Raw genomic sequence first — 24,933 nt, forward strand, 5'->3', positions numbered from 1 at the left:
GCGGATGCCGGGAGCGATGCTCTCGGCCTGAAGGCGTCTGCCGGACGGTCAGACGCTCCACTTCTGGTTGTCGGTGCCGGCGCAGGTCCACAGTTGCAGCCAGGCCCCGTTGCCCGTGTTGTTGTCCTTGATGTCGACGCACTTGCCGACGACGGTGTTGACCAGGTCGTGACGCTCGTTGAGGACGAACTTCTGGGCGGCGTTGCCACTGCACCGGGCGATCTGGATGGGAGTGCCGTCGCTGTAATTCGCGTTGGCGACGTCCAGGCACAGGCCGTTGATCCGCATGGTGCCGTCGGAGGCGAACTGCCACTTCTGCGCCACGCCGTTGTTGCAGTCCCACACGAACAGCTTCTTGCCGTCGCCGAAGTCGGCGTTCGGTACGTCGATACAGCGGCCGGAGAGATGGCTGCGCACGGAGACCGGAGCACTGAACGTCACGCCCGAACCGGGGTTCGCGGGCTGGTCGTTGCCGCCGCCGGACGCCTTGTCACCGCTCGACTTCGCCGGCTGGTCCCGCTGGCCCGTGTCCCCCTTGGGCTGGTCCTTCTGACCGGCGTCCTGCTTCGGCGTGCCCTTGCCCGCGCCCTGGGTCGCCGCACCCGCGGGGGTTTCCCGCACCGGCTTGGCGGGCTTGGCGGAGCTCTTCTCGCCGTCGCCCGAGGCACCGCTGTCCGGTTGGGTCACCACGAAGTCGCCCGGCGCCTCCTGCGAACCGCCGCCGAGCACGGTTCCTCCCGCCGGCGCGGCTTTGGGGTCCTTGTCGTCGCCCCCGGTGAGCACCAGGAACGGCACCGACACGAGCAACGCGCCGGCGATGGCCGCCCCGGCCAGCACCGCCTTGCCCGGCCGCCCCACGTGAGCGGACTGCTGCTGGGGCCGGTCGATGGCGGTCGCGGTCATGGTCCGCACGAGGGCGGGCAGCCGGCTCTTCGCCGCCGCGGCGGCACCGGGGTCGGACTCGGACTCCGCTTCGGAGTCGGGCCGACCGCCGGGGGCCGCGACGCTTTCGGGTCCGGCTTCGGCGACGGGCTCGGTGGTCCGGCCTGCCTCCGCGGCCCGTTCTTCGACCTCAGAGGCCTCGACCTCAGCGGTGGTCGCTTCCACCTCGGCCGCGGTCTTCGCCTCGGCGGGCTCGACCTCCGCCTGTGGCTCGGCGACGGCGGCGGTCGCGGCCGTCTCCTCGGCGGCGGAACCGGACTCCGCCCTCGGGGAGGTGGGAGTGTGCTGGACCGGACGCGTCACGGGGTCCTCCGTGTGGTGGGGGGCCGGGGTTCAGAAGAGCTGTGGGTCCGGTACTCGGAGGGTGCCGCGACTGCCCGCTCGGCTCCCGGCTCGAGTAAGGGATCGAGGAGCGTGTCCGCCGGGACGAGCAAAGGGGCCGCGCCACCGGCGTTGACCATCAGCAGGGTGTCCGAACCCTGCAGTGAACGGGCCAGCTCCCGTGCCGGAACCGTGTCATGCCGAAGTGCCTCGGACATGAATTCATGTGCCGGTGAGGTGAACGACAGCACCACGGGCGCCCCGTCCAGCCCGGCGGCCGTGAGCGGACCGCCGTCCGGTCCGCGCACCACGGTGATCTCCGCTTCCGCGAGCGCCGCGAGCGCCTCGTCCACCGAGCCGTAGCCGGTGGCGGCCCGCTGCGCGGCGGCGTCGACCGGGTCGGTGGGCTCCGGCCAGCCGAGCACCCGAGCCGAGGGCCGATATGCCGGGTTGGGGCGATACTCCCCCACATCCCCGCTCTCGTCCGACTGCCACTCCCCCAGCACCGCCCATTGGGGCGGCGTCCGGTTCTGCGTCCACTCCGCGTCCACCACGCCGATCCAGTGGCCGGGCGCCCTGCGGGCGGCGGCCCGTACGGCCTCGGGTATCTCGGGTGTGTCGGTGGCCCCGGCGTCTTCGGTGCCGGGTGACTCGGCGGCGGCCGGACCGGTGCCGTCGGGCATCGCGGACAGGCCGTCATGCCCGCCCTCTTGCCGTTGTCCGGGCCTCATCTCCACCTGAACTCTTGGGTCGGTACGAACACTTGGGTGCCGACGGAGTGCGCGCGCCGACGATGATCAGATCGGGGAGCCCCAGGATGCCACACGAGCCCCGCCCGTTGCGGAGCAGGCAGGGTCCGAATCGGGCGCCCACGTGCCCGTTTGCTGCCCGAGTGAGGGACTTTCCGGGAGCAGGGAGGCGGGAGTGGACAAAGCGACGGGAGAGTTGAGGGGGTAGTACGGCTGATCGTCCGCGGTACGGGCTAAGTTGGGCGCCACGGCAAGACCTCGCAGCTCGGACAGGCGTCGGATCGGCCTGCGGCCTCGACCGCGGCGGGTCAAGTGCGCCTCGACGACCGGGACCGGGCGGACCGGCCCGCCTGGGCACGGCACTCGCCCACGCCCCGCCGGGCTGCCCGGCGTTCGTCCAGCCGCCACTGGGCGGGCCCAGCCCACCACCGACAGCTCCGCCACCGAGGAGGAGTACCGCATGCCCCCCGAGCACCACACCCCCGGCGCGAACGCGGAGGCGGCCGCCGCCCGCGCAGGGGAGGCCGCGTTACCGCCCGCGTCCTCCACACCGGACGTGGCAGCGCCGAGCCAAGTCCCGGCCCCCGAGGCGGAGTCCGACACCTCAGGGACCGGATCTCGGACCGGCGGGACGGAGTCCGGCACCACTGGGACGGAACCCGATACCACCGGCGCGGAATCCGGCACCACCGGCGCGGAATCCAGCACCTCCGGGACAGAGTCCAACGCGACCAGGGCCGGGGAGAGCACCGCCACCCCGCCCTCACCCCCGGAATCAGCACCAGCCGCCGGGACCACTGATGTACCCGAGCAGCGCGCCGCCGTGGCGGCGGCCGTCGGAACTACGCCGCCCACTGCCAGGACCAGAACCGGCGTCGGCAGCGGACGCCCCCGCAAGCCGATCCTGGCGGGGGCCGCGATCGCCGGCGCCGCGCTGATCGCCATCCCGCTGTTCCTGGCCGGGAGCGAGAAGGACGACGGGCCCGGCAACTCCGCCAAGGGGCTGGCCGCTGAGGGCTCCGACACCGTCCTGAACCCGACCTCCGCCCCGGCCGCCCTCGACGACTACGTGGCCGAGAAGCCCAGCCCGTCGCCGAAGAAGGCGAAGCCGAAGAAGAGCGAGCCGCCCAAGATCAGCGCACCCGAGCCCGCCCCGCCCGCGCCGGAGCCCAGCCCGAGCGACACACCGGAGACGAAGCCCAAGCCGAAGCCCAAGCCCAAGGCAAGCCCGAAGCCCGACTGGAGCACCGAGACCGTCTTCGCGACCAGCGTCCTGGAGGTCAACCAGGCCTGGACCACCAACCGCATCCGGATGGTGATGCAGACCGACGGCAACCTCGTCGTCTACAACGAGCAGGGCAACCCCATCTGGGCGTCCATGACATTCGGCGCGAACCACCGGGCGATCTTCCAGCAGGACGGCAACCTCGTCATCCACGACGGCGACGATCGCCCGATCTGGGCCTCCCAGACCTGGGGCCACGAGGGCGCCCAGCTCGTCCTGCGGTCCGACGCCAAGGTGGTCATCGTGCACAACGGCGGGGTGGTCTGGTCGACCTGACACTCTTCGGCGGGGCACGGTGCCCCGGCAAGAGGGCCCGGTGCCGGGGCGGATCGTCGCCCCGGCACCGTCACGTCACTACTCGTCGCGCAGCTGGGCCGCCAGGGCGCTCAACGACTCGCTCTCCTCGGTGTGGCCCGAGGCGGTCAGGCGGGAGACGGCCGTGTCGAGGCGGGTGAGGGCGGGGGCGGGGCGTTCCAGGTAGATGCCCTCCACGGCACCCGCGAGGCGCACGCATTCGGCCCACTCACCGGCGTGGTCGTCCTCCGGTCCCGGCTCGCCGAGCAGGGAGAGAGCCTTCTCCAGGGCGGCCAGGGCCTCCTCGTACTCGCCGACGTAGGCGTTGACCCTTCCGCGTTCGTAGGCCAGGGCGGTGTCCAGGGAGCGGCCGTGTGCCTCGTACTCGGCGGTCCGGGCCTCCTCGGCGATCCGGCCGGCGTCGGTGAGGAAGGCGAGGGCCTCGGCCAGGCCGTCGGGGCCCTGCTGTTGGGCCTGGAGGCGGGCGAGTTCACGCAGGCAGTTGCTGAGCTGCTCGTAACGCGGGGCCCGGGCGTGCGCGGCGAGTGCCTGGTCCGCGGCCTCGCGGGCGGGGCCGAACTCGCCGGACTCGCCGAGGAGTACGGCCGTCTCCGCGGCGATCATGGCGTGGCTTCCGGGGTCGTCGTCCCAGCCGGCCGACTCGGCGGCCAGGGCGACGAACTCCGCCGTGGCGGCCTTGAGGTCCTCCCCCTCGTGCAGCGCACGGGCGCGGGTCAGGCGCAGCTGGGCCGCGACTCGGTCGTCCAGCTCTCCGGCGGCGACGTCCGGTTCCGCCAGCAGGGAGTCGAGCAGGGCGATGCAGTCCTCGACGCGGCCCAGGTCGAGGCTGAGCTGGGCCGCGTTGCCGTACGCGCAGAACGCGTCCGTCCGGTTGCCCCGGCGAAGGTCCACTTCCGCCGCGCGTGTCAGGTGCCGCAGTGCCTCGTCGGGGCGGCCGAGGCGCATACAGGCCTCGGCCAGATCACCGTGGAGGCGGCTGGTGTCGATCGCGTCGGCCGGCCAGTCGGCGGCCAGTCGCAGGCCCTCGGACAGGTCCGCGTGGGCGGCCTGCGCGTCCCGGAGGCCGAGCTGGAGCCGGCCGCGCAGCCCGAGGGTGCGGGGCAGGTGCCAGGCGGGGCCGTGCGTCTTCAGCCGGTCGAGGAGGGCGTCGATCTCGGTGACCGCGGCGGGCAGGTCGCCGGAGATGGCGTAGGTGCTGGTCCGCAGCAGCTGGGCGCCGGAGATCTGCCCGGCGATGTCGTGCCGAGAGGCGAAGGCATGCAGCTGGTCCACCTCAGCGAGGACCGGCGCGACGTGCTCCTCGCCGGGTGAGGTCTGCAGGCGCAGCGCGAGTGCGGTCGCCCGCAGCCGCAGCAGGCGGGCTTCCAGGTAGGGAGCCAGGCCGGGCGTCTCCTCGTGCAGGCGGACGATCGACGCGTGGACGGCGGTCAGCTCGGCGGCCTTCGCCTCGGCTCCGGCCGTGCCCTCTGCGGGGATCTCGGCGGTGGCGAGCAGGGCGCAGGCGCGGGCGAGCGCCGCGTGGCCCGGCAGTCCGGCGTCGTCGTACAGGGCCGCGGCCTCCTCGTGGAGGTCGGCCGAGACGGCGTAGTCGTCCTTCTCACCGGCCCGGCTCGCCTCGTCGTTCAGCAGGTCCGCGCGCAGTTGTACGAGCGGGCCCACGGCCGCGCCGTCGGGGTGGGTGTAGTCGCGGGCGGCAACGAGCGTGCGCAGGCGGGCCCAGCCGGCCTGTGCGTCCGGGTGTCCCTGCTCCTCCAAGGTCCTTGCGTGGACGATGAGTTCGGGCAAGGAGTCGGGGACGGCGGCGACCGTGGGGGCGGCGGGCGCGGGAACCGGGGCGGGCGGGGCCACGTCGTCGAGGCTGCGGGCACGCAGGGTCAGTTCCAGCGCGTCGAGGAGCGGGGGCCGCCCGAGGCGGGGCCCCCGGCGGTCGGTGTGGGCCGTGGTGCCGTTGCGGGCGTCGAAGCGGGCGGCGAGGTCGTCGGCGCGACCGCGCACCTCGGCGCGCAGTTCGGTCGCCGTCCAGGTGCGGCCCGCGTACCCGGCTGCGGGCAGTTCGCCGTGGCCGAGGAGCTCGACGCGCTGGAGGAGGACCTCGACGCCGGTGAGGAAGCCGAGCTGGTCCAGCGGCGAGTCGACCTCGTCGAAGAGGGTTCGGTTCTCGGCGAGCAGTTCCAGGCCGCGTGCCTCGTTGCCGGTCAGCGCGCAGAACTCCAGGTGCCGGCCGACCTCCTGGGACATCGAGGGGTTGCGGCGGCAGCCGCGGTAGCCCGTGAGGTGCAGTTCGCGGGCCTGGTCGGTGCGGCCGGTGCGCAGCAGAGGCAACAGGGCGTACGAGACGGAGCGGGCCGGCTCCTCCTGGCAGGATTCCTTCCCGGCCAGGACGGGTTCCCAGGTGTGCAGCGCCCGCTCGTCGTCGCCCGCCGCGAGGTGGTACAGGGCGCGTTCGCAGATCTCGCAGGCCTCGCAGTCGCTGAGCCGGGTGCGGGTGCGGCTCGCCCACAGTTCGTAGGCGAGGGTGGTGTCCTCCCCCACGTGGGCGGCAAGTTGGTACGCCTGTCCGTAGTAGGGCTGGAGACCGAGGTCTGCCTTCTCGTAGCGGTCGCGCATCTCCGTCAGCCATTGGCGCAGGCTGGCCAGCGGTATCTCGGGCAGCTGGCGCAGGGCGTGGCCCACCCACTTGAAACGCCAGAACAGCAGGTGGCGCAGGCGGTCGTCGAAGACGTCGGGCTGCTCGTCGAAGAGGGTGAGCAGGCGGGCGAAGACGACGGGTGACTTCCGGGGTTCGGAGCCGTAGGTGTACGCCTCCTGCAGTTCGAGGAGCGCGTGGACGAGCGGGACGGGCTCGGCGAACTGTTCGGCGGCGTCGGCGAGTTCCTCGGCGGTGACGGTGCGGGTGCGGCCGTAGGGTCGCCGGTCGTTCTCCTGGAGCGCCTGGTACAGCTCGTCGGTGGTCTGGGGTGTGATCGGCATCGTCAGCTGTCCTTGCGCAGGGCGTGGGCGAGAAGGTCGAGGAACGAGCGGTTGATCAGGCTGGATTCGGCGGGCCTGAGCGGGCGCCGGGACAGCATCGCGGCCTGCCCGTAGAGGGCTTCGGCGCTGGTGCGGGCCAGCTCAGGTTCGTCGATGGTGACGGCGGTGCGGACCAGCGGGTTGAGCTGGTTGAGGATCAGCTGGGCCCGCGGTGCCTCCTGGCGCAGGGCGCCGAGGATGTCGCCCCACAGGCCGCCGTCCTGCTCCCGGGCGAGCTGGGAGCGGGTGCGCTCGTGCCGGGCCTCGCGGCTGTCGACGAGCAGGGCGGGGGCGGACGCCGGCTGGAAGGTGCGCAGCGCGACATCGCAGTCGAAGACGGCGAGGGCGTCGCGGGCCTGGGCGAGGTAGGCCGCGGCGGCCAGTTCCGTCTCGCGGTCGACCGGGTCGAGGTGGGCGGTGAGGGTCGCCGGGTCGAGGTCGGCGACGGTGGCCTCGGGCCTGATCTCGGGCAGCCGGTGCACGAGTTCACGGTCGTAGGTGTAGCCGCCGTTGACGACGCCGAGCCCCGCGGCCGAGGCGATGGCGGCGACCTGCCGGAACTCCTCCACGCTCGACGTCACGAGCACGGTGCGGTGGGTGCGCGCGAACTCGTCGAGGGTGGTGTGCCCGTCGGTGGTCTCGAACGGCAGCCAGGGCAGCAGCATCCGCAGGATCTCGTCGTCGTGCACCGCAAGCGACTTCACGGCCAGGTGGTGGGCCTGGAGGAAGCGGCCGAGCAGGTCCGGGTCGCTGGCGGCGGCCCGGGCGATCCACGCGCGCAGCCGCTCGGCGAGGGCGTCGCGGACGGCGGCGAGGGTGTCGTCCTCGTAGAGGGACTCGCGGGACGCCGTCGGGCGCAGGCTCTCGGCGTCGACGACACAGCGGACGAAGAACGCCCAGTCGGGCAGGATCTCCTCGGCCTGCTCGGACAGCAGCATGCCCTTGACGTGCACGCGGTGGCCGTGGCGGCGCCCGGCCGGCACCGTCTCGGGCAGCACGCACGCGATGCCCTTCAGGCCCACGGCCGGCAGGTCCAGCTCGATGGTGTCCAGCGGTGTGAACCCGAAGACCTCCTCGCCGTACGCGGCCAGCGCCCGGGAACGGGCTCCCGGCGTGGGGTACGTACACGCCCAGGGTGCGGGCTCGGGGTTGACGGCCGCGCCCGGGTTGCCCGTGCCGCCTGTGCCGTCGTCGAAGGTCACCGGGTGCCGGAGCAGCGAGCCGAAGTGGCGGGCCAGCGCGTGCACCTGCGCCGGGCGGGTCCACTCGACCGCGTCGGCGCGTGGCGTCAGGGTGACGGTGGTACCGGGCCGGGGGCGGGCGGAGACCGGCAGGGTACGGACGGTGTAGCTGCCGTCGCCGCGTCCCCGCCACTCCACGGCTGGCGCGTCGGGGGTGCGGGCGGAGCGGCTCAGGACGTGGATCTCGTCCGCGACCAGGAAGCAGGAGAGCAGACCGATGCCGAACTGGCCGATGAAGTCGCCGCGTTGCTCGGCGATCCTCTCGGCCCGCTTGCTGCTCCGGCCGATCGTGGCGAGGAAGGTGTGCACGTCGTCCTCGGTGAGACCCACGCCGTCGTCCTCGACGCGTACCAGCTTGCCGTCGGCGTACAGGCGGATACCGAAGGCGTCGGCGGGCGCGGCCGGTTCGAGGCCGTGGCGGGCGGTCAGCGCGTCCACGGCGTTCTGCAGCAGTTCGCGCAGATAGACGCGCGGGCTGGAGTAGAGGTGGTGGGAGAGGAGATCGACGAGGCCGCGCAGGTCCACCTGGAAGGTGCGGTCGGCGCCGGCCGGGCTCAAGGGGGTGTCGGGCAGAGTCATCTGGCAGTCCGGGGTGAGGAGTTCGACGAGAGGCAGGTGAGGTGGCGGACTCAGGCGCGACGCCGGAAGTGGGCGTACATCTTCTCCGGCCGCGCCATGTACTCCCAGGGCCACGAGGTGTAGGCGCCGTCGAGCTCGTGGAAGACGCGCGGTGCCACGATGCTCTCGGAGGACAGCGCCAGGGCCATGGCGAACATGTTGAAGTCCGCCTGCCAGCCGGGACGTCGGTCGTAGGCGGGGTGGAGGATGCTGCGCCTGGCCGCATCCCGCAGCTCCTCCTGGGTGCGGGGTGTGTCGAGATGGTCCTTCCGGTCGGACTCGACCCACTCCTCGATGTGGGCCATGGCGATCACACAGCCGAGACGGTGGCCCTCCGGCGCACCGGCGAACGCCTCACGGGCGAACGTCAGGGCCTGGCCGGGCTCGCCGCCCCAGCGGGGCTGCAGTTGTGACACCCACTCGATACGTGACTCCAGGTCCAGGGGGTCGCGGCGCAGGGCCGCGGCGAGCCGGGTCTCGTTGACGGCGGACCCCAGCGACATGCCGCGACCGGAGGTGAGGAGGCGGCGCCATGGCGTGATCCAGTCCGGACGCAACTCGGCGGCCTCGAGCAGCTGCTCCTCGGCGATGCCGAGCCGCTCGTGGAAGACCCGCCACTGCTCCTGCGTGACGTCCACGGCACGCGCGGCGGTGCGGGCCTCCCAGCCCCAGCTGATGTGGCGCGTCCCGGAGATCAACAGGGCGGTCGCCCGGTGCTCCTTGTCCTCCTCGACGGCCCGGCCGATCCAGTCCTGCACCCCGTCCAGGTCGGCCAGCTCGGCCAGGACCAGGTGGTCGCGGCCGAGATCGAAGGGACCCAGCGCCGTCTTGACCGCCTCCCAGTCACCCGCCTCGGCGGCCTCCACCAGCGCGAGCACCCGCGCGTCCCCGAGCGCGCGCAGCGTGTACATCCCGTTCCGCTGCCTGCGCGGGACGGGAAGGGCATGCGGATCCGCCGCCGGTCTCTCTTCGCCCCTACCGAACAGCTTGCCGAACATGCCGCGCCCTCCCCAGGTCCCGCGTGATCTTCGGTGCAGCATAAACGGCTGCACCGACACCGCTTCCACAGGGTTTTCACGAGCACTTCACGGGCCGGTTCCGGGCCCGTCCTCCGTCTTTCCCGAGGACTCAGCCCTCTGCGCCGGCGGCTCTGCGATCCTGCGCGCCGGAGCATCTCAGCGCGAGCGCCGCGATGTCGTCGTCGAGTCTTCCGCCGCAGTGCTGGAGCAGATCCCGGTGGAGTTGGTCGAGCAGCTCGCGCGGCTGCTCCTGGTCCTGCCGACCCATCCAGTCCGACAGCGGGAAGAACCGGCCGCTGTGGTCCCGGGCCTCCGACACGCCGTCCGTGTAGAGCAGCAACTGGTCGCCCGGGGCGAAGGGGACCATGTCGACCCAGTAGCGGTCGCCGATGAGCGCCGCGAGGTTGAGGGGCGGAGAAGCGACGGTGGGCTCCAGGACCCGGACCTTCCCGCAACGCGCGATCAGCGGCGGGGGATGCCCGCAGTTGAGCAGTCGCAGGTTGCCGCCGCCGAGCGGGATCTCGGCGAGGAGAGCGGTGGCGAAGTGCTCGGGCTGGTCGTGGGCGGGAAACGCGGCGCTGTGGCGCGTGACGGTGGTCTCCAGGCGGCGGACGATGCCCTGCAGGTCCGGCTCGTCGTACGCGGCCTCCCTGAAGCAACTGATCACCGCCGAGGCCGCTCCCACCGCGGACAGACCTTTGCCCCGTACATCGCCTATGAGCAGCCGGACCCCGTGCGGTGTTCCGATCGCCTCGAAGAAGTCACCGCCGATCCGGGCCTGCTCCTGGGCCGCCAGATACAGCGACTCGATCTCGACGTCCTGGATGCGGCGCGGCAGCGGGCGCAGCAGCACCTTCTGGGCCGCGTCGGCGACGAGCCGGACCTGGAAGAGTATTTCCTCTCGCTGAAGTCGGACATGGCTCCCGTATGCGGCCGCCAAGGTGACCGCGACGATCGCCGCCCCCGTGTACTGCGTCCCCAGATCGGTGTAGAAGAAGCTGAGAACGATCATGAGCAGCAGGCAGAACGACCCCAGGAGCATCGTGGGGAGCACGGGCCACATCGCGGCGGCCAGGGCGGGTGCGGCGGGCAGCAGGCGGCTGACGGCGATCTCCCTGGGTGTGGAGAACGCCAGAGCGGCGATGAGGACGGTCAGGACCACGGGTGACAGCCGGGCAGCTTCCCATCGGCCGCTGTAGGCGGGGCGACGGCGCCACAGCCGTGCAGACATGATCACAAAAAGCATCATATCGGCCTAAACGGGCATCAAGCACGGAAGGATCAAGCGCCGCGCACGAGAATCTGCGGTGGCAGCCATGTCCGGCGGGGCCGAGACCATGCAACGCATGGCTGCGAAGACGCCCGGGGTCGGCCGAGCGAGGAACGGATGAGCCCTGGCCACTCGGGATCACCGGTGTTAAAAAGGTCGCATGGCGAGTCGCTTCGCCCGTTTTCCACACCTCCCGGTCAAACGCGTGATCGGCAAGAGCACGCGGAGCGTAGCCGGGCAGGTGTTGATCTTCCAGGTGGCCCTGGTGGTGCTCCTCGTGGCCTGCGGCGTGTTCGCTCTCATCCTGCAGTCGGAGCGGGACACCAGCGCCGAGGCCAAGCGTCGCTCCACTGCCGTGGCACAGACCTTCGCGCACTCACCAGGCGTCCTGGCGGCTTTGCAGACCCCGGATCCGAGCAAGATTCTCCAGCCGCTCACCGAGGCGGCACGCCGCGCCGCCGGCGTCGACTTCATCGTGGTCATGAACACCGAGGGCATCCGGTACACGCACCCCTTGCCGGATCGCATCGGCAAGCGCTTCGTGGGCGAGATCGGGCCGTCGCTGGCGGGGAAGGTCTACGTGGAGAGCGTCAACGGCCCGCTCGGTCGCGAGGTGCAGGCCACGGTCCCGGTCAAGAACGCCGACAGCAAGGTGGTGGCCCTCGTCTCGGCCGGGATGAAGGTCAAGAACGTCCAGAGTCAGTTGACCCGGCAACTACCGATCATCATCGGCGCCGGGGCCGGGGCGCTCGTGCTGTCGACCGGTGTGACGGCACTGGTGGGCAGGCGGCTGCGACGGCAGACGCACAGCCTTGCCCCGGGCGAGATGACCCTGATGTACGAGCACCACGACACGGTGCTCCACTCCGTTCGGGAAGGCGTGCTGATCGTCGCCGCCGACGGGCGGCTGATGCTGGCGAACGACGAGGCCAGACGACTGCTGGAGCTGCCCCCGGACGTCGAGGGCCGGCTCGTCTCGGAACTCCCGGGACTCGATCCCGAGACGAAGGAGTTGCTCACCTCCGGGCGCGAGACCACGGACGAGGTGCACCTCGCGGGCGAGCGGCTGCTCGCGGTCAACCAACGACCCACGGATCGCAAGGGAGGCCCCAAGGGAACGGTGGTGACGCTACGCGACTCCACCGAGCTGCAGGCGGTGACGGGCAGGGCGGAGGTCGCACGGGAGCGGCTCAGGCTGCTGTACGACGCCGGACTCCTCATCGGCACCACCCTGGACGTGCTGCGCACCGCCGACGAGTTGGCGCGGGTCCCCATTCCCCGCTTCGCGGACTTCGTCACCGTGGACCTGGCCGACGCCGTCCTGCACGGCGAGGAGCCGGCCCCCACGGGGACGGACATGCGACGCGCGGCCGTGTGCGGCATCCAGGAAAACCATCCGCTCTCCGAACGGGGCCGGCTCTTCGACTACCTGCCCTCCACGCCGCAGGCGCGCGGCTACGGCAGCGGCCGCTCGCAGCTGGTGAGCGACCTGCCGACCGCCACGGGCTGGCGCGTGCAGGACCCGGATCGCGCCAAGGCGATCATCGACTACGGCATCCATTCCCTGATCACCGCCCCCATCCAGGCCCGTGGCGTCGTACTGGGCATGGCCACCTTCTGGCGGGCACAACAGCATGAGCGCTTCAACGAGGAGGACCTGTCACTGGCGGAGGAGCTGGTGGCCCGCGCCGCGACGAGCATCGACAACGCCCGCCGCTACACCCGCGAGCACGCCCTGGCAGTCACCCTCCAGCGCAGCCTGCTGCCCCAGGCCATGCCCGAGCAGAACGCCCTCGACATCGCCTACCGCTATCTCCCCGCCCAGTCGGGCGTGGGCGGAGACTGGTTCGACGTGATTCCCATGCCGGGGAGCCGGGTGGCACTGGCGGTCGGCGATGTGGTCGGCCACGGCCTGCACGCCGCCGCCACGATGGGACGGCTGCGGACCGCGGTGCACAACTTCTCCACCCTCGATCTGCCACCCGACGAGCTGCTGAGCCATCTGGACGATCTGGTCGGAAGCATCGATCAGAACGAGGCGGCGGAGAGTGCCGCGGGCGTCGTGGGCGCCACCTGCCTGTACGGGATCTACGACCCGGTGACGCGCCGCTACGTCATGGCGCGTGCGGGGCATCTGGCGCCCGCGCTGGTCCACCCCGACGGAACCGTCACTTTCCCGGACGTGCCGGCCGGTCCGCCCCTGGGCCTCGGCGGCATGCCGTTCCAGACCGCGGAGCTGTGCCTCGCGGAGGGGACCCAGCTCGTCCTGTACACCGACGGCCTCATCGAGGACCGCAAGCGCGACCTGGACGTCGGAATGGAACTGCTGCGCGACGCGCTGACGGGCCACCCCGGCCGGCCGCCGGAGGAGACCTGCCAGGACGTACTGGACAGCCTGCTCCCCGAGCGTCCCAAGGACGACGTCGCCCTGCTCGTCGCCCGCACCCGGGAACTGCCGCCCGACCGGATCGCCGACTGGGACGTACCACCGGATCCGGCGGCAGTCGCGGGGATGCGCGAAGCGGTGTCCGAAAGGCTCGAGGCGTGGGACCTGTCCGAGTTCGGCTTCACCATGGAGCTCATCCTGAGCGAGCTCATCACCAACGCCATCCGCTACGGCAGCGGGCCGATCCACGTACGGCTGATCCGCGACCGCACGCTGATCTGCGAAGTGGCCGACGGCAGCAGCACCTCACCGCATCTGCGCTACGCCGCGACGACGGACGAGGGAGGCCGGGGCCTGTTCCTGGTGTCCCAGATGGCCGAGCGCTGGGGCACCCGGTACACCCCACAGGGCAAGGTCATCTGGGCCGAACAGGCCCTGCCCGAGACGGGAAGCGGCGGCGATCAGCCGGCTCAGACGGGGTGATCGGGGCGGTGCAGAAGCGGGCGCAGGGACTCGATGACGCCCGGGTCGTCCACCGTGGACGGGATGGGTTCGTCGAGGCCGTCGGCGATACCACGCATCGTCTTGCGCAGGATCTTCCCCGAGCGCGTCTTGGGCAGGGCGGCCACGACGGCGACCTCCTTGAGCGAGGCGACGGCGCCGATGCGCTCGCGTACGAGCCGGACCAGTTCGGTCTCGACCTCTCCCGGGTCGCGGGCGGCGCCCGCCTTCAGGACGACGAAGCCGCGTGGGACCTGCCCCTTGAGGGCGTCCGCGACCCCGATCACGGCGCACTCGGCGACATCGGGGTGAGCGGCCAGGGCCTCTTCCATGCTGCCGGTGGACAGCCGGTGTCCGGCGACGTTGATGACATCGTCGGTGCGGCCCATGACGTACACGTAGCCGTCCTCGTCGAGGTGCCCGCTGTCGCCGGTGAGGTAGTAGCCGTCGTAGGCGGAGAGGTAGGAGGCGACGAACCGGGCGTCGTCGTTCCAGAGGGTGGGCAGCGAACCGGGCGGCAGAGGGAGCTTCACCACGATCGCGCCGTCGACGCCCGCCGGCACGGGCTGCCCCGAGGGGTCGAGGACGCGGACGTCCCAGCCCGGCAGCGGAAGGGTGGGCGAGCCGGGTTTGACGGGGGCGGCCTCGATGCCAACCGGGTTGGCGACGATGGGCCAGCCGGTCTCCGTCTGCCACCAGTGGTCGATCACCGGGATGTCCAGGAGGGCGCCCGCCCAGTGGTAGGTCTCGGGGTCGAGGCGCTCGCCGGCGAGGAAGAGGTAGCGCAGGCGGGAGAGGTCGTAGTCCGCGGTGAGGGCGCCCTTCGGGTCCTCCTTCCGGATGGCGCGGAAGGCGGTGGGCGCCGTGAACATGGTCTTCACGCCGTGCTCGGCGGCGACCCGCCAGAACTGGCCCGCATCCGGGGTGCCGACCGGCTTGCCCTCGTACAGCACGGTCGTGGCACCGGCGAGCAGCGGCCCGTAGACGATGTACGAGTGCCCGACGACCCAGCCGACGTCGGACCCGGTGAACATCGTCTCGCCCGGGCCGATGTCGTACACGGCGCCCATCGACCAGTGGAGCGCCACGGCACAACCGCCGCAGTCGCGGACAACTCCCTTGGGCTTTCCGGTCGTTCCGGACGTGTAGAGGATGTAGAGGGGGTCGGTCGCGGCCACGGGAACACAGGCCGCCTGCGGTGCGTCGGCGACCAGGCCTGCCCAGTCGAGGTCGTCCGGCCCCAACTCGGCCGGCTCCTGCGGCCGTTGCAGGATGATCCGCTTCTGCGGCTTGTGCCCGGCGAGTTCGATCGCACGGTCCAGCAGCGGCTTGTACGGGATGACGCGCTTGCCCTCGATGCCGCAGGAGGCGGAGACGACCACCTTGGGGGCGGCATCGTCGATACGCACCGCGAGTTCGGGCGGCGCGAACCCGCCGAAGACGACCGAGTGGACGGCGCCGATGCGTGCGCAGGCCAGCATCGCGATGGCGGCCTCGGGCACCATCGGCATGTAGATGACCACCCGGTCGCCGTGCCCCACACCGAGCCCGGCGAGTGCCCCGGCGAAGGCGGCCACCTCGTCCCTCAGCCGGGCGTAGGTGTAGCTGCGCCGGGTGTCGGTCACCGGGGAGTCGTAGACGAGCGCGAGCTGTTCGCCCCGACCGGCTTCGACATGCCGGTCCACGGCGTTGAAGCAGACGTTGAGCCGGCCGTCGGGGAACCAGCGGTGGAAGGGTGCGCCCGAGGAGTCCAGGGCACGGGACGGCGCCACCTCCCAGTCGACGCCTTCCGCCGCCCGCAGCCAGAAGCCCTCCGGGTCTTCGAGGCTGGCCCGGAAGACGTCCTCGTACATTCCCATCGCGCTCCCCTTGAGTCCGCCGCCGGTCAGCCGTTCGCGAGCAGCTCCAGCGTATCGATCACGCGGTGGGAGAAGCCCCACTCGTTGTCGTACCAGGCAACCACCTTGATGTGGCGGCCGTCGACACGGGTGAGGGCCGAGTCGAAGATCGACGAGGCGGGGTTGCCGGTGATGTCGGTCGAGACGAGGGGGTCGTCGGAGTACTCGAGGACGCCGGCCAGCGGACCCTCAGCCGCGGTGCGGTAGGCCGCCAGTACGTCCTCGCGGGTGACCTCCCGCGCGACGGTGGTGTTGAGCTCCACGATCGAGCCCACCGGAACCGGTACACGGAGGGAGTCGCCCGACAGCTTGCCGTCGAGGCCCGGCAGTACGAGGCCGATCGCCTTGGCGGCACCCGTGGTGGTGGGCACGATGTTGAGCGCGGCGGCACGGGCCCGGCGGGCGTCGCGGTGCGGGCTGTCCTGGAGGTTCTGCTCCTGCGTGTAGGCGTGCACCGTGGTCATGAATCCGTGCTCGATGCCGGCGAGTTCGTCGAGGACGGCGGCCAGCGGTGCGAGCGCGTTGGTCGTGCAGGAGGCGTTCGAGACGATCGTGTGGAGGGCCGGGTCGTAGGCGTCGGTGTTGACCCCGTATGCGAGCGTGACGTCCGCACCGTCGGACGGCGCGCTGACCAGGACCTTCCTGGCGCCCGCGTCGAGGTGGGCGCGGGCGGCCTTGGCGGAGGTGAAGCGGCCGGTCGACTCCAGCACGACGTCGACGCCGAGTTCGGCCCACGGCAGCTGCGCCGGCTCGCGCTCGGCGAGCACCGCGATGCGGCGGCCGTCGACGACGAGGGTGTCGCCGTCCACGGTCACCGGACGGCCGAGCCGGCCGGCCGTGGAGTCGAAGGCGAGGAGCCGGGCGAGGGCGGTGGGTTCGGTGAGATCGTTGACGGCGACGATCTCGAGGTCGCTGTCGCGTTCGAGCAGGACGCGCAGCACGTTGCGCCCGATGCGGCCGAATCCGTTGATGGCGATGCGAGTCATGGATGCCTCTTGGTGTCTGTCGGTGTCCCTACGGTTCGTCACCACCAGACTTCCGTGCGGGATCCGGCCGTGGCCGTGGCGAGAGCGCCATGGTTCGCAAGGATCGCGCCACGGCGTGGAGGGCCGGCTACTCGCCGCGGGTGAAGGTGCGGCGGTACTCGCTCGGGGTGGTGCCGAGGATGCGCTGGAAGTGCATGCGCAGATTCGCGCCGGTGCCCAGACCCACGTCGCCCGCGATCTGCTCGACGCTCCGCTGCGATCGCTCGAGCAGCTCGCGGGCCAGGTCGATACGCGCTCGCATGACCCACTGCATCGGCGTGTATCCGGTGTCCTCGACGAAGCGTCGCGAGAAGGTGCGCGGCGAGACGGCCGCGTGCTCGGCAAGGGCTTCCAGGCCGAGCGGCTCGTCGAGCCGGTGCAGGGCCCACTCCCGGGTGGCGGCGAACCGTTCGCCGAGCGGCTCGGGCACGCTGCGTGGCACGTACTGCGCCTGGCCACCGCTGCGGTAGGGGGCAGCGACCAGACGCCTGGCCGCGTGGTTGGAGGCGGCCACGCCGAGGTCTCCGCGCAGGATGTGCAGGCACAGGTCGATGCCCGAGGCGGCGCCTGCCGACGTCAGCACGCTGCCCTCGTCGACGAACAGGACGTTCTCGTCGACCCGCACGAGGGGGTGCTTCTCGGCGAGCGCCCGCGTGTAGTGCCAGTGCGTGGTGGCGCGCTTGCCGTCGAGCAGGCCCGTGGCGGCGAGCGCGAAGGCGCCCGTCGAGATGGCGGCCAGGCGTGCGCCCCGGTCGTGGGCGGCGATCAGCGCGTCGACGACGGTCCGCGGTGGGTCCTCGCGGTCCGGGAACCGATAGCCGGGCACGAAGACGATGTCGGCCCAGGCGAGCGCGTCGAGGCCGTCGGCGACGTGGTACGCCAGACCGTCCCCGCCGGTCACCGGCCCGGGCGCCGCGCCGCACACCCGCACCTCGTACGGCATGCTCGCGCGCGTCGTGAACACCTGTGCCGGGATGCCGACATCGAGCGGTTTGGCACCTTCGAGCACAAGGACGGCGACACGGTGCAGGCGGGAGGGCGGCACGGGACCAGGGTACGAGCCGCCGGTGCCGTCACGATCATCCGCAGCGCCGCCGTCGGCCTCGCCGACCTGTCCTGAACCCCACCCATGGGCCACACCTCGGACCGGGCTCCCTCTTGTCTCGAACGACACACCCCCCGTACGCTCACTCTCCATACCGACCAGCTGGTATGTCCCGTCGAAGGAGCCGCCGGAGATGAGCACGATCAACCGCCAGGTACGACTGGCCGCACGTCCCGTGGCAGAGCCGCGGCCCACCGACTGGGAGCACGTCGAGGAGCCGGCCGGGCAGCCGGGCGACGGGGAGTTCCTGGTGCAGGTGCTCTGTCTGTCGATCGACCCGGCGATGCGCGGCTGGATGAACGCGGGCAGGTCCTACATCCGCCCGGTGGAGCTCGGCGAGGTGATGCGGGCCGGTGCGGTGGGAAGGGTGATCGCCTCCCGGCACTCCGGATTCGCGGTCGGCGACCATGTGTCGGGCTCGTTCGGCGTGCAGGAGTACTGCGTGTCCGACGGACGCGACGTGACCAAGGTCGATCCGGCGGCGGCCCCCTTGCCGACGTATCTCGGCACGCTCGGCATGTCGGGCCTGACGGCCTACTTCGGCCTGATCGAGGTGGGGCTTCCCGAGCCCGGGCAGACCGTCGTGGTGTCCGGAGCGGCCGGGGCCGTCGGCAGCGTCGTCGGGCAGATCGCCAAGATCCTGGGCTGCCGGGTCATCGGCATCGCCGGCGGCGAGGCCAAGTGCCGGCTGGTGGTGGACGAGTTCGGCTTCGACGCCGCGATCGACTATCAGAACGAGGACATCCGCAAGGCGCTGCGCGAGCACGCCCCCGACGGCGTCGACGTGTACTTCGACAACGTCGGCGGCGACGTTCTGGACGCCGTGCTGCTACGGCTGGCGCGCGGTGCCCGCGTCATCGTGTGCGGTGCGATCTCCCAGTACAACAGCACCAAGCCGCAGGGCCCCGCCAACTACCTGTCGCTGCTGGTGAACCGCGCCTCCATGACGGGCATCGTGGTGTTCGACTACGCCGATCGGTACGCCGAGGGCATCGCACAGATGGCCACGTGGCGGGCGGAGGGCCGGCTGAAGTCCCTGGAGCACGTGGTGTCCGGCTCGGTCGCGGAGTTCCCCGAAACCCTGATGCGGCTGTTCCGTGGCGACAACCACGGCAAGCTCGTGCTGAAGATCGCGGACTGACCGGACCGAAGGGAGGAAGGGAAAGAGGAAGAGACCCGATGAAGGCACTGACCTACCACGGCCGTCACGACATCCGCCACGGGGACGTCCCCGACCCGGCCGTCACCAGCCCCACCGACGCGGTGGTGCAGGTGACCTCGGCCGGCATCTGCGGCAGCGACCTGCACATCTACGGCGGTCACCCGTTCAGCCCGGAACTGGGCTACACACCCGGACACGAATGCGTCGGCGTGGTCGTCGAGACCGGCGGCCAGGTGACCCGCTTCAAGCCCGGCGACCGGGTTCTGGTGCCCGCCTCTGTCGGCTGCGCGCAGTGCGGGTCGTGCGCGGCCGGGTTCACCGCCCGGTGCGAGCGCGCCAAGTCGAGCATGGAGCTCTGCTACGGAGTGAGCCCGCAGCTCCAGGGCAGCCAGGCCCAGGCCCTGGCGGTGCCATGCGCCGACGTCAATCTGGTGCGCCTGCCCGAGGACATCTCCGACGAGGCCGCCATCGTCCTGACGGACAACGCCCCCACGGCCTGGTACGGCTGCCGCCGCGCCCGGATCCAGCCAGGCGAGACCGTCCTGGTCATCGGCCTCGGCCCGGTCGGCCTCATGGCCGCCCAGTCGGCCTTCGCGATGGGTGCCGCGCGGGTACTGGGCACGGACCTGGTCGCGGAGCGCCGTGCCTTCGCCGCCACCCTGGGTGTCGAGCCGGTCGAGGGCGAGGACGTGCGGGCGGCCATACGGGAGATGACCGACGGACGCGGGCCGGACGCCGTGGTGGAGGCCGTGGGCTCCGACGCCACCATCGAGCTCGCCCTCAAGGCCGTCCGACAGGCCGGCCGGGTCAGTGTCATCGGGGTGAGTCAGAACAAGGCATTCCCCTTCCACATGGGACTGGCGCAGATCAAGGAACTGGAGTTCGCCATCGGGCTGTGCTCGGTGCACTACGAACTCCCTCCGCTGATCGCCCTCACCCGGGCCGGCCGGATCAAGCCCGAGGTCGTGGTCTCCCACCACTTCGCCCTCTCCGAAGGCCCGGCGGCGTACGAATTGTTCGCAGGCCGCTCCGACGGCGTCCGCAAGATCCTTCTCGACCCCACGCGCTGACGCTCCTCAACGCCCTGTCTCATCGGATCCGCTGCCCGGCCGGGGATGGCGCGGGCCGATGGGCAGGGCTGCGGGCCGTTCCGCCACGTCCGGGCGGCCCGCGGCCTTGTCCCGCAGCACGAAGCCGTCAGCCCGAGGCAGCCCTCCCGTCGTGGACGGCGCTCCTCCCCGGCCCGTGACGGCCGCCCCGGCGTGACGCGCCGTCACCTCCGCAGGCCAACGATCGCCTCAGCCTGTCGTCGTGGCCAGGTCCCATGGCACTCAAGCGGCTTCCGCTCCCTGGCGCCACGACATCCCCATTCGGCCATTCCCGCGTCCGTCCGTGGACACGGGCCTGTCTGAATGGAACGCTCGCTACAGACCACGGGCGATACCCAGGAGGCACGCCCCGGCCGCGCCGACGCCGCCCCCGTACGAGCCGCGCATCGCTCACCGGCACGAAGCCCTCGCAGCAGCCGAATCCGGGTACGCCCCTATTCCTCACCGAGAGGGGTTCACAGCGTGAAGTCCTTAGCCGTCACGGCCGCAACCGCCGCCGTTCTCCTTGCCACTGCTGCACATCCCGTCGCCCCTGCCGCCGCTGCCCCGGCTGCCGGACCTGGCGAGTTCACCGTGGACACCACCTCCGACGCGGTCGACGCCGTCGGGTCGGACGGCCGGTGTCTCACCGCCTCGGGCGCGTGCAGCCTGCGAGCCGCGGTGATGGCCGCCAACGCCCGGCCGGGCAGTACGATCACGCTGCCTCCCGGCCGCTACCGGCTCACGATCCCGCCCGACCCGCGGCTGATCATCGGCGACCACCCCGACCCCACCACGGGCGACCTGAACGTCACCGCCCAGACCACGATCAAGGGCGCCGGCGCACGGACCACCGTCATCGACGCCAACCACCTGGACCGGGCCTTCCGCATGCAGGCGGACAGCCGGCTGTCCGATCTGACGATCACCGCAGGAGTGACCAGGCAACGCGAACTGCCCATCACCGACACCGGTGGGGGCGCGATCGCCAACGGACATCACATGACGCTGCGACGGGTCACCGTCGCCGGGAACTCCGCCGGTTACGGCGGCGGCATCTTCAACGTCCCTGACTCCCACCTCGATCTGATCGACAGCACCGTCAGCGGGAACGTCGCGGGAGAGGCCGGCGGCATCCGGTTCGACGACACCGGCACCGTGACCAACTCGACGATCGCGGACAACCGGGTGACGAACCCCGGCGACCGCCCCGGCAGCCTCGCCGGTTACGGCGGAGGCATCGACATCCGGGGAAGGGGGCCCGTGGAGATCCTCAACTCGACCATCACCGGCAACCGTTCCAGCGATGGCGGGGGCGGGATCAACATCGCCCCCGCCTATCTCGACAGTCTGCCCGCACCGATCCCCGACATCGTCGATCTGCCCCTGGGGCGCTTGACGCTGCGCAACTCCATCATCGCGGGCAACACCGTCGCCGGCGCACCCGCCGACTGCAAGAAGGCCTTCGCCACCATCGCGTCGCAGGGCAACAACATTGACGCCGACGGGAGTTGCCGACTCACCGCAGGCGGCGATCTGCCCAGCCGTGCCCCTCTGATCGGACCGCTCGCGAACAACGGCGGCCCCACCGACACCGTCGCGCTGCTGCCCGGCAGCCCCGCCCTCGACGCGGCCGACGGCTGCCCGGCCACCGATCAGCGCGGCGTCGCGCGCCCGCAGGGCACCACCTGCGACATAGGCGCCTACGAGCAATCGTCATGACCCCCAGCCACCCCACCCCGCACTGGTACCCGGAGCGACGGATGAGGGCCCCGCGCCTACGTCCCACCCTGGCCCGCGCCATAGCCGCCTTCGCGGCCCTGCTCCTGTCACCGACCGTTCCCCCGCCCACCGCCCGCGCCGATTCCGGCCCCGACTCCCTGGTCGTGCGCACCGACCGGGGCTGGGTACGGGGCGCGGCCGTCCGCGACGGCGGGCGGGTCTTCCACGGGATCCCGTTCGCCGCCCCGCCGACGGGTGAACTTCGCTGGCGTCCGCCGCGCCCCACGGCACGGTGGTCCGGCATACGGGACGCCACCGAACCGGCCCACCCCTGCCCCCAGTTGCCGCTGACTCTGCTCCCCGACGGCGGCCCTGTCCTGCCCGGCGAGTCCAACCGCACCGGCAGCACTGTGGAGGACTGCCTCCACCTCAATGTCCGGACACCCGCCCGCATCAGCGGCCGGCCGCTCCCGGTGCTGGTGTGGCTGCACGGCGGCGCCAACACGTACGGCGCCGGCAGCGACTACGACGGCACCTCGCTGGCCGCGCGGGGCGTGGTCGTGGTGACCGTCAACTACCGCCTCGGAGCACTGGGGTTCCTGGCCCACCCCGCTCTGTCGGCCCAGAGCGCGGACCGCGCCTCCGGCGACTACGGCCTGATGGACCAGCAGGCCGCGTTGCACTGGGTACGTCGCAACATAGGCGCCTTCGGCGGCGACCGGGACCGGGTGACGCTCGGCGGCCAGTCCGCGGGATCTGCGGACACGTGCCTCCACATCGCCTCGCCGACCGCGAAAGGCCTGTTCCACCGGGCGATCCAGCAGAGCGGAGCCTGCGCCGCGGACGGCGGTCTGACACCCCTCACGCTCGACGCGGCCGAGCGCAAGGGAAGCGTCTTCGCGGCCTCGGTCGGCTGCACCGACCCGACGACCGCGGCGCGCTGCCTGCGTGCCGTGCCCACCACCGAGCTCATCCGCGCCACCGGGACAGGGACCGCCTCCCTGTGGGCGCCGAACACCGGTCCCCGTGTCCTCCCCCGCCCTCCGCGCACGGCGTGGGCCGAGGGACGGGTGAACGCGGTCCCGACGCTGAGCGGCAACACCCATGACGAATACCGCTACTTCACGGCGCTGTACGTGGATCTGCTCGGCGGCGGCCCCCTGACACCCGACTCGTACGCCGCCCTCATCAGGCTCCAGCACGGCAACCGAGCGGCCGCGGTCCTGGACACGTACCCTGCCTCGGCGTATCCGTCCCCCAACCTCGCCTACTCCGCCGTCGGCACCGACCAGCGGTTCGCCTGCCCGGCACGGGCGGACAGCCGTCTGTACGCCAACCGGGCGCCCGTCTACGCATATGAGTTCCACGACGCCCAGGCACCGCCGTTCATCCCGGCGCCGCACACGCCGCAGGGCGCCTTCCACGCCTCCGAGCTGGCCTATCTCTTCCCCACGGACGCGCTGGCGCCCCTGACGCCCGCCCAGCGGCGCCTGTCCGCCACGATGACCGCCTACTGGGCCCACTTCGTGGCCACCGGCGACCCCAACGCGCCGGGAACCACGCCCTGGCCGCGCTACGCGGCCGCCCGGGACCGCATCCAGGTGCTGGCACCGGACCGGGTCGGTCCCACCACCTGGTTCGCAGCCGACCACCACTGCCCGTTCTGGCAGTCCGCCCCGGTTTCCCGAGGAGCCATGCGATGACATCCACACCTGGATCCCGCGACCACCGGGTCGTCAATCCCCGGTGATGACGCGGCGGGAGGGGGCGTCCTCGCCGGGGGCGCCCCGCACCGGAACGCCGTGGTGGGTCGCCAGCGCCAGCAGCGCCACACGCAGCGGTCCGGTCTCCAGGACCGTATCCGGCTCGAACCAACGGGCCACCGCGGTTCCGCTCGCCATCCTCAGTGTGAAGCGCGCCAACTCGTCCGCCACCTCTGGCCGGTCACGCAGTGCGAAGACGGAGCTCACCGATTCCCGCGCCCAGGCCAGCAGCGCGTCCCGGTAGTGACGCACCTCGGCCGCGGCGGCCGCGCTGGCGTCCTGCTCCACCATGCCCAGCCCCAACAGCAGCTTCACACCGCGCGGGTGGCGCTGGAACGCGTCCTCGACGTCCGTGAGAAGGGCGTCCAGACGCCGCGCGACATCGGCGCCCGGCACCTCGGCCGGCGGCAGGGCCGTCAGGAGCGCGGTCCTGGCACGCTCCAGCACCGCGACGTAGATCCCGTCCTTGCTGCGGAAGTGCCAGTAGATGGAACTGACCGGCAAACCGCACGCGGCGGAGATCATCGAGATGGACGTGGCGGCGTAGCCGTGACGCGACATCAGGTCACCGGCGGTGTCGAGTATCGCGTCACGGGACCGCGCGCCGCGGTCCAGGGGCGGTGCCTCCGTCATAGGGCCGACTCTAAAGGAGGCACAGGCCGGCAGTGCGGCGGATTTCGGGGAACACTCGTCGGCAACACTCGTCGGCTCAGAAGGCGGAGTTGGCGAACCAGTCGGCCAGCAGGTGCTCGTCCCCGTCGTGAGCGAGCGCGTCCGCCTGGTAGGGCAGGCGGCCGTAGACCAGCAGGAGCAGGTCGGCCGCGGTTCCCCGGACGGTCGCATCAGCGGTGTCCGTGGTCGGGTGGGCGGTGTCCAGTCCGAAGCCGTCCGGCCGCAGGCGGACGAGCCAGGCAGCGTCTGCGTCGGTCGTCTGGAAACGGATGGTCCTGTCGGGGCCGCGCAGGTTGGCCACCTTGGGGGCGAAGGAGGTCGCGTAGGGCAGGTTGACGAGGAACTCGTCGATCCCGTCGACGGCGAGCGGGCGATCGATGGCGGGCCGGAGGCCGAGTGCGAACTCGGCGTCGGTCCGGTGCAGCAGGGTCTCGAAGAGCATGCGGCGCGCCCAGAAGCGGGCATGCTGGTCGACGCCCCACGCCCACATCGGCAGGTTCGGGTCGGTGGCTGCGAACGCGTCCGCGGCCACGGTCGCGCTCTCGGCCAGCCAGTCGGCGTATCCGTCCTCCTGCTCGGGAAGCCGCAGGTCCACCTCCCGCTTGCGCGGGGGTTCCTGGATACGCGCCAGCAGCAGGGTCGAGAACCAGCGTTGGACACTGCCTGTGTGCTTGACCAGGTCGGCGAGCGTCCAGCCGGGACAGCCGGGCACCGCGGTGGCCAGGTCGGCGTCCTTGACCGCCGCGACGAACCGGGCGGTCTCCGCCGCAACCGCCGTGCGGTGATCGACCGGTGTGACAACGGAGGCGTGGTCGGTGTGGTCGGACGTGTTCAACGTGACA

At 71.7% G+C, this 24,933-nt stretch carries 17 protein-coding genes; 6 read left to right on the forward strand and 11 right to left on the reverse strand.

Annotated features, from left to right (window positions below):
• Positions 1–48: 48 nt before the first annotated feature.
• Together ACFQ6S_RS10530 and ACFQ6S_RS10535 are read right to left on the reverse strand one after the other, a co-directional pair.
• Positions 49–1,245 (reverse strand): ricin-type beta-trefoil lectin domain protein, encoded by a 1,197-nt coding sequence (locus tag ACFQ6S_RS10530; protein ID WP_383405920.1) that lies wholly within the window; start codon positions 1,243–1,245, stop codon positions 49–51.
• Positions 1,242–1,994 (reverse strand): type VII secretion system-associated protein, encoded by a 753-nt coding sequence (locus tag ACFQ6S_RS10535; RefSeq protein WP_383405923.1) that lies wholly within the window; start codon positions 1,992–1,994, stop codon positions 1,242–1,244. Before ACFQ6S_RS10535 ends, ACFQ6S_RS10530 begins: the two co-directional genes overlap by 4 nt.
• A gap of 478 nt (positions 1,995–2,472) precedes the next feature.
• Here ACFQ6S_RS10535 and ACFQ6S_RS10540 point away from each other — a divergent pair, with 478 nt between their 5' ends.
• Complete coding sequence (locus tag ACFQ6S_RS10540) at positions 2,473–3,573, forward strand: mannose-binding protein (protein WP_383405926.1); 1,101 nt, start codon at positions 2,473–2,475, stop codon at positions 3,571–3,573.
• A 78-nt stretch (positions 3,574–3,651) separates the two neighbouring features.
• Here ACFQ6S_RS10540 and ACFQ6S_RS10545 read toward each other — a convergent pair whose 3' ends face one another.
• The 4 genes from ACFQ6S_RS10545 to ACFQ6S_RS10560 all read right to left on the reverse strand — a co-directional run bounded on the left by ACFQ6S_RS10545 (position 3,652) and on the right by ACFQ6S_RS10560 (position 10,730).
• Positions 3,652–6,582, reverse strand: a complete 2,931-nt coding sequence (locus tag ACFQ6S_RS10545) for a hypothetical protein (RefSeq protein WP_383405929.1) — start codon at positions 6,580–6,582, stop codon at positions 3,652–3,654.
• A gap of 2 nt (positions 6,583–6,584) precedes the next feature.
• Complete coding sequence (locus ACFQ6S_RS10550; RefSeq protein ID WP_383405932.1) at positions 6,585–8,441, reverse strand: HSP90 family protein; 1,857 nt, start codon at positions 8,439–8,441, stop codon at positions 6,585–6,587.
• A gap of 50 nt (positions 8,442–8,491) precedes the next feature.
• Positions 8,492–9,478 carry a hypothetical protein gene (locus ACFQ6S_RS10555; RefSeq protein ID WP_383405934.1) on the reverse strand — a complete coding sequence of 329 codons (987 nt, stop codon included), beginning with the start codon at positions 9,476–9,478 and terminating at the stop codon, positions 8,492–8,494.
• A 130-nt stretch (positions 9,479–9,608) separates the two neighbouring features.
• Positions 9,609–10,730 (reverse strand): PP2C family protein-serine/threonine phosphatase, encoded by a 1,122-nt coding sequence (locus ACFQ6S_RS10560; protein ID WP_383406530.1) that lies wholly within the window; start codon positions 10,728–10,730, stop codon positions 9,609–9,611.
• A 199-nt stretch (positions 10,731–10,929) separates the two neighbouring features.
• Here ACFQ6S_RS10560 and ACFQ6S_RS10565 point away from each other — a divergent pair, with 199 nt between their 5' ends.
• Positions 10,930–13,638 carry a SpoIIE family protein phosphatase gene (locus ACFQ6S_RS10565; protein ID WP_383405937.1) on the forward strand — a complete coding sequence of 903 codons (2,709 nt, stop codon included), beginning with the start codon at positions 10,930–10,932 and terminating at the stop codon, positions 13,636–13,638.
• Here the strand turns inward: ACFQ6S_RS10565 and ACFQ6S_RS10570 are convergent.
• From ACFQ6S_RS10570 to ACFQ6S_RS10580, 3 genes are all read right to left on the reverse strand, one after another.
• Complete coding sequence (locus ACFQ6S_RS10570) at positions 13,626–15,515, reverse strand: AMP-binding protein (RefSeq protein ID WP_383405939.1); 1,890 nt, start codon at positions 15,513–15,515, stop codon at positions 13,626–13,628. The two genes, ACFQ6S_RS10565 and ACFQ6S_RS10570, sit on opposite strands and share 13 nt — an antisense overlap.
• Before the next feature lie 26 nt (positions 15,516–15,541).
• Positions 15,542–16,540 (reverse strand): type I glyceraldehyde-3-phosphate dehydrogenase, encoded by a 999-nt coding sequence (gap, locus tag ACFQ6S_RS10575; protein WP_383405942.1) that lies wholly within the window; start codon positions 16,538–16,540, stop codon positions 15,542–15,544.
• Positions 16,541–16,667: 127 nt separating this feature from the next.
• Positions 16,668–17,624 carry a GlxA family transcriptional regulator gene (locus tag ACFQ6S_RS10580; RefSeq protein ID WP_383405944.1) on the reverse strand — a complete coding sequence of 319 codons (957 nt, stop codon included), beginning with the start codon at positions 17,622–17,624 and terminating at the stop codon, positions 16,668–16,670.
• Between the two features lie 193 nt (positions 17,625–17,817).
• On the opposite strand from ACFQ6S_RS10580, the gene ACFQ6S_RS10585 reads away from it, so the two are divergent.
• From ACFQ6S_RS10585 to ACFQ6S_RS10600, 4 genes are all read left to right on the forward strand, one after another.
• On the forward strand, positions 17,818–18,825 hold the full coding sequence (locus tag ACFQ6S_RS10585; RefSeq protein WP_383405947.1) for an NADP-dependent oxidoreductase: 1,008 nt from the start codon (positions 17,818–17,820) through the stop codon (positions 18,823–18,825).
• 38 nt (positions 18,826–18,863) lie between these two features.
• Positions 18,864–19,916 carry a zinc-binding dehydrogenase gene (locus ACFQ6S_RS10590; RefSeq protein WP_383405950.1) on the forward strand — a complete coding sequence of 351 codons (1,053 nt, stop codon included), beginning with the start codon at positions 18,864–18,866 and terminating at the stop codon, positions 19,914–19,916.
• 612 nt (positions 19,917–20,528) lie between these two features.
• Positions 20,529–21,656, forward strand: coding sequence for a choice-of-anchor Q domain-containing protein (locus ACFQ6S_RS10595; RefSeq protein WP_383405952.1), 1,128 nt, complete (start codon positions 20,529–20,531; stop codon positions 21,654–21,656).
• Entirely contained in the window at positions 21,653–23,359 is a 1,707-nt protein-coding gene (locus ACFQ6S_RS10600) for a carboxylesterase/lipase family protein (RefSeq protein WP_383405954.1), read from the forward strand. Before ACFQ6S_RS10595 ends, ACFQ6S_RS10600 begins: the two co-directional genes overlap by 4 nt.
• A gap of 33 nt (positions 23,360–23,392) precedes the next feature.
• On the opposite strand, the gene ACFQ6S_RS10605 is transcribed toward ACFQ6S_RS10600, so the two are convergent.
• Positions 23,393–24,052, reverse strand: coding sequence for a TetR/AcrR family transcriptional regulator (locus ACFQ6S_RS10605; protein ID WP_383405957.1), 660 nt, complete (start codon positions 24,050–24,052; stop codon positions 23,393–23,395).
• Positions 24,053–24,128: 76 nt separating this feature from the next.
• The gene (locus ACFQ6S_RS10610) at positions 24,129–24,926 is read right to left on the reverse strand and encodes a maleylpyruvate isomerase family mycothiol-dependent enzyme (protein WP_383405960.1); all 798 of its coding nucleotides are present in this window, start codon (positions 24,924–24,926) and stop codon (positions 24,129–24,131) included.
• Positions 24,927–24,933: the final 7 nt, after the last annotated feature.

It is taken from the genome of Streptomyces sp. NPDC056479 (assembly GCF_042795335.1).
Taxonomy (GTDB): Bacteria; Actinomycetota; Actinomycetes; order Streptomycetales; family Streptomycetaceae; genus Streptomyces.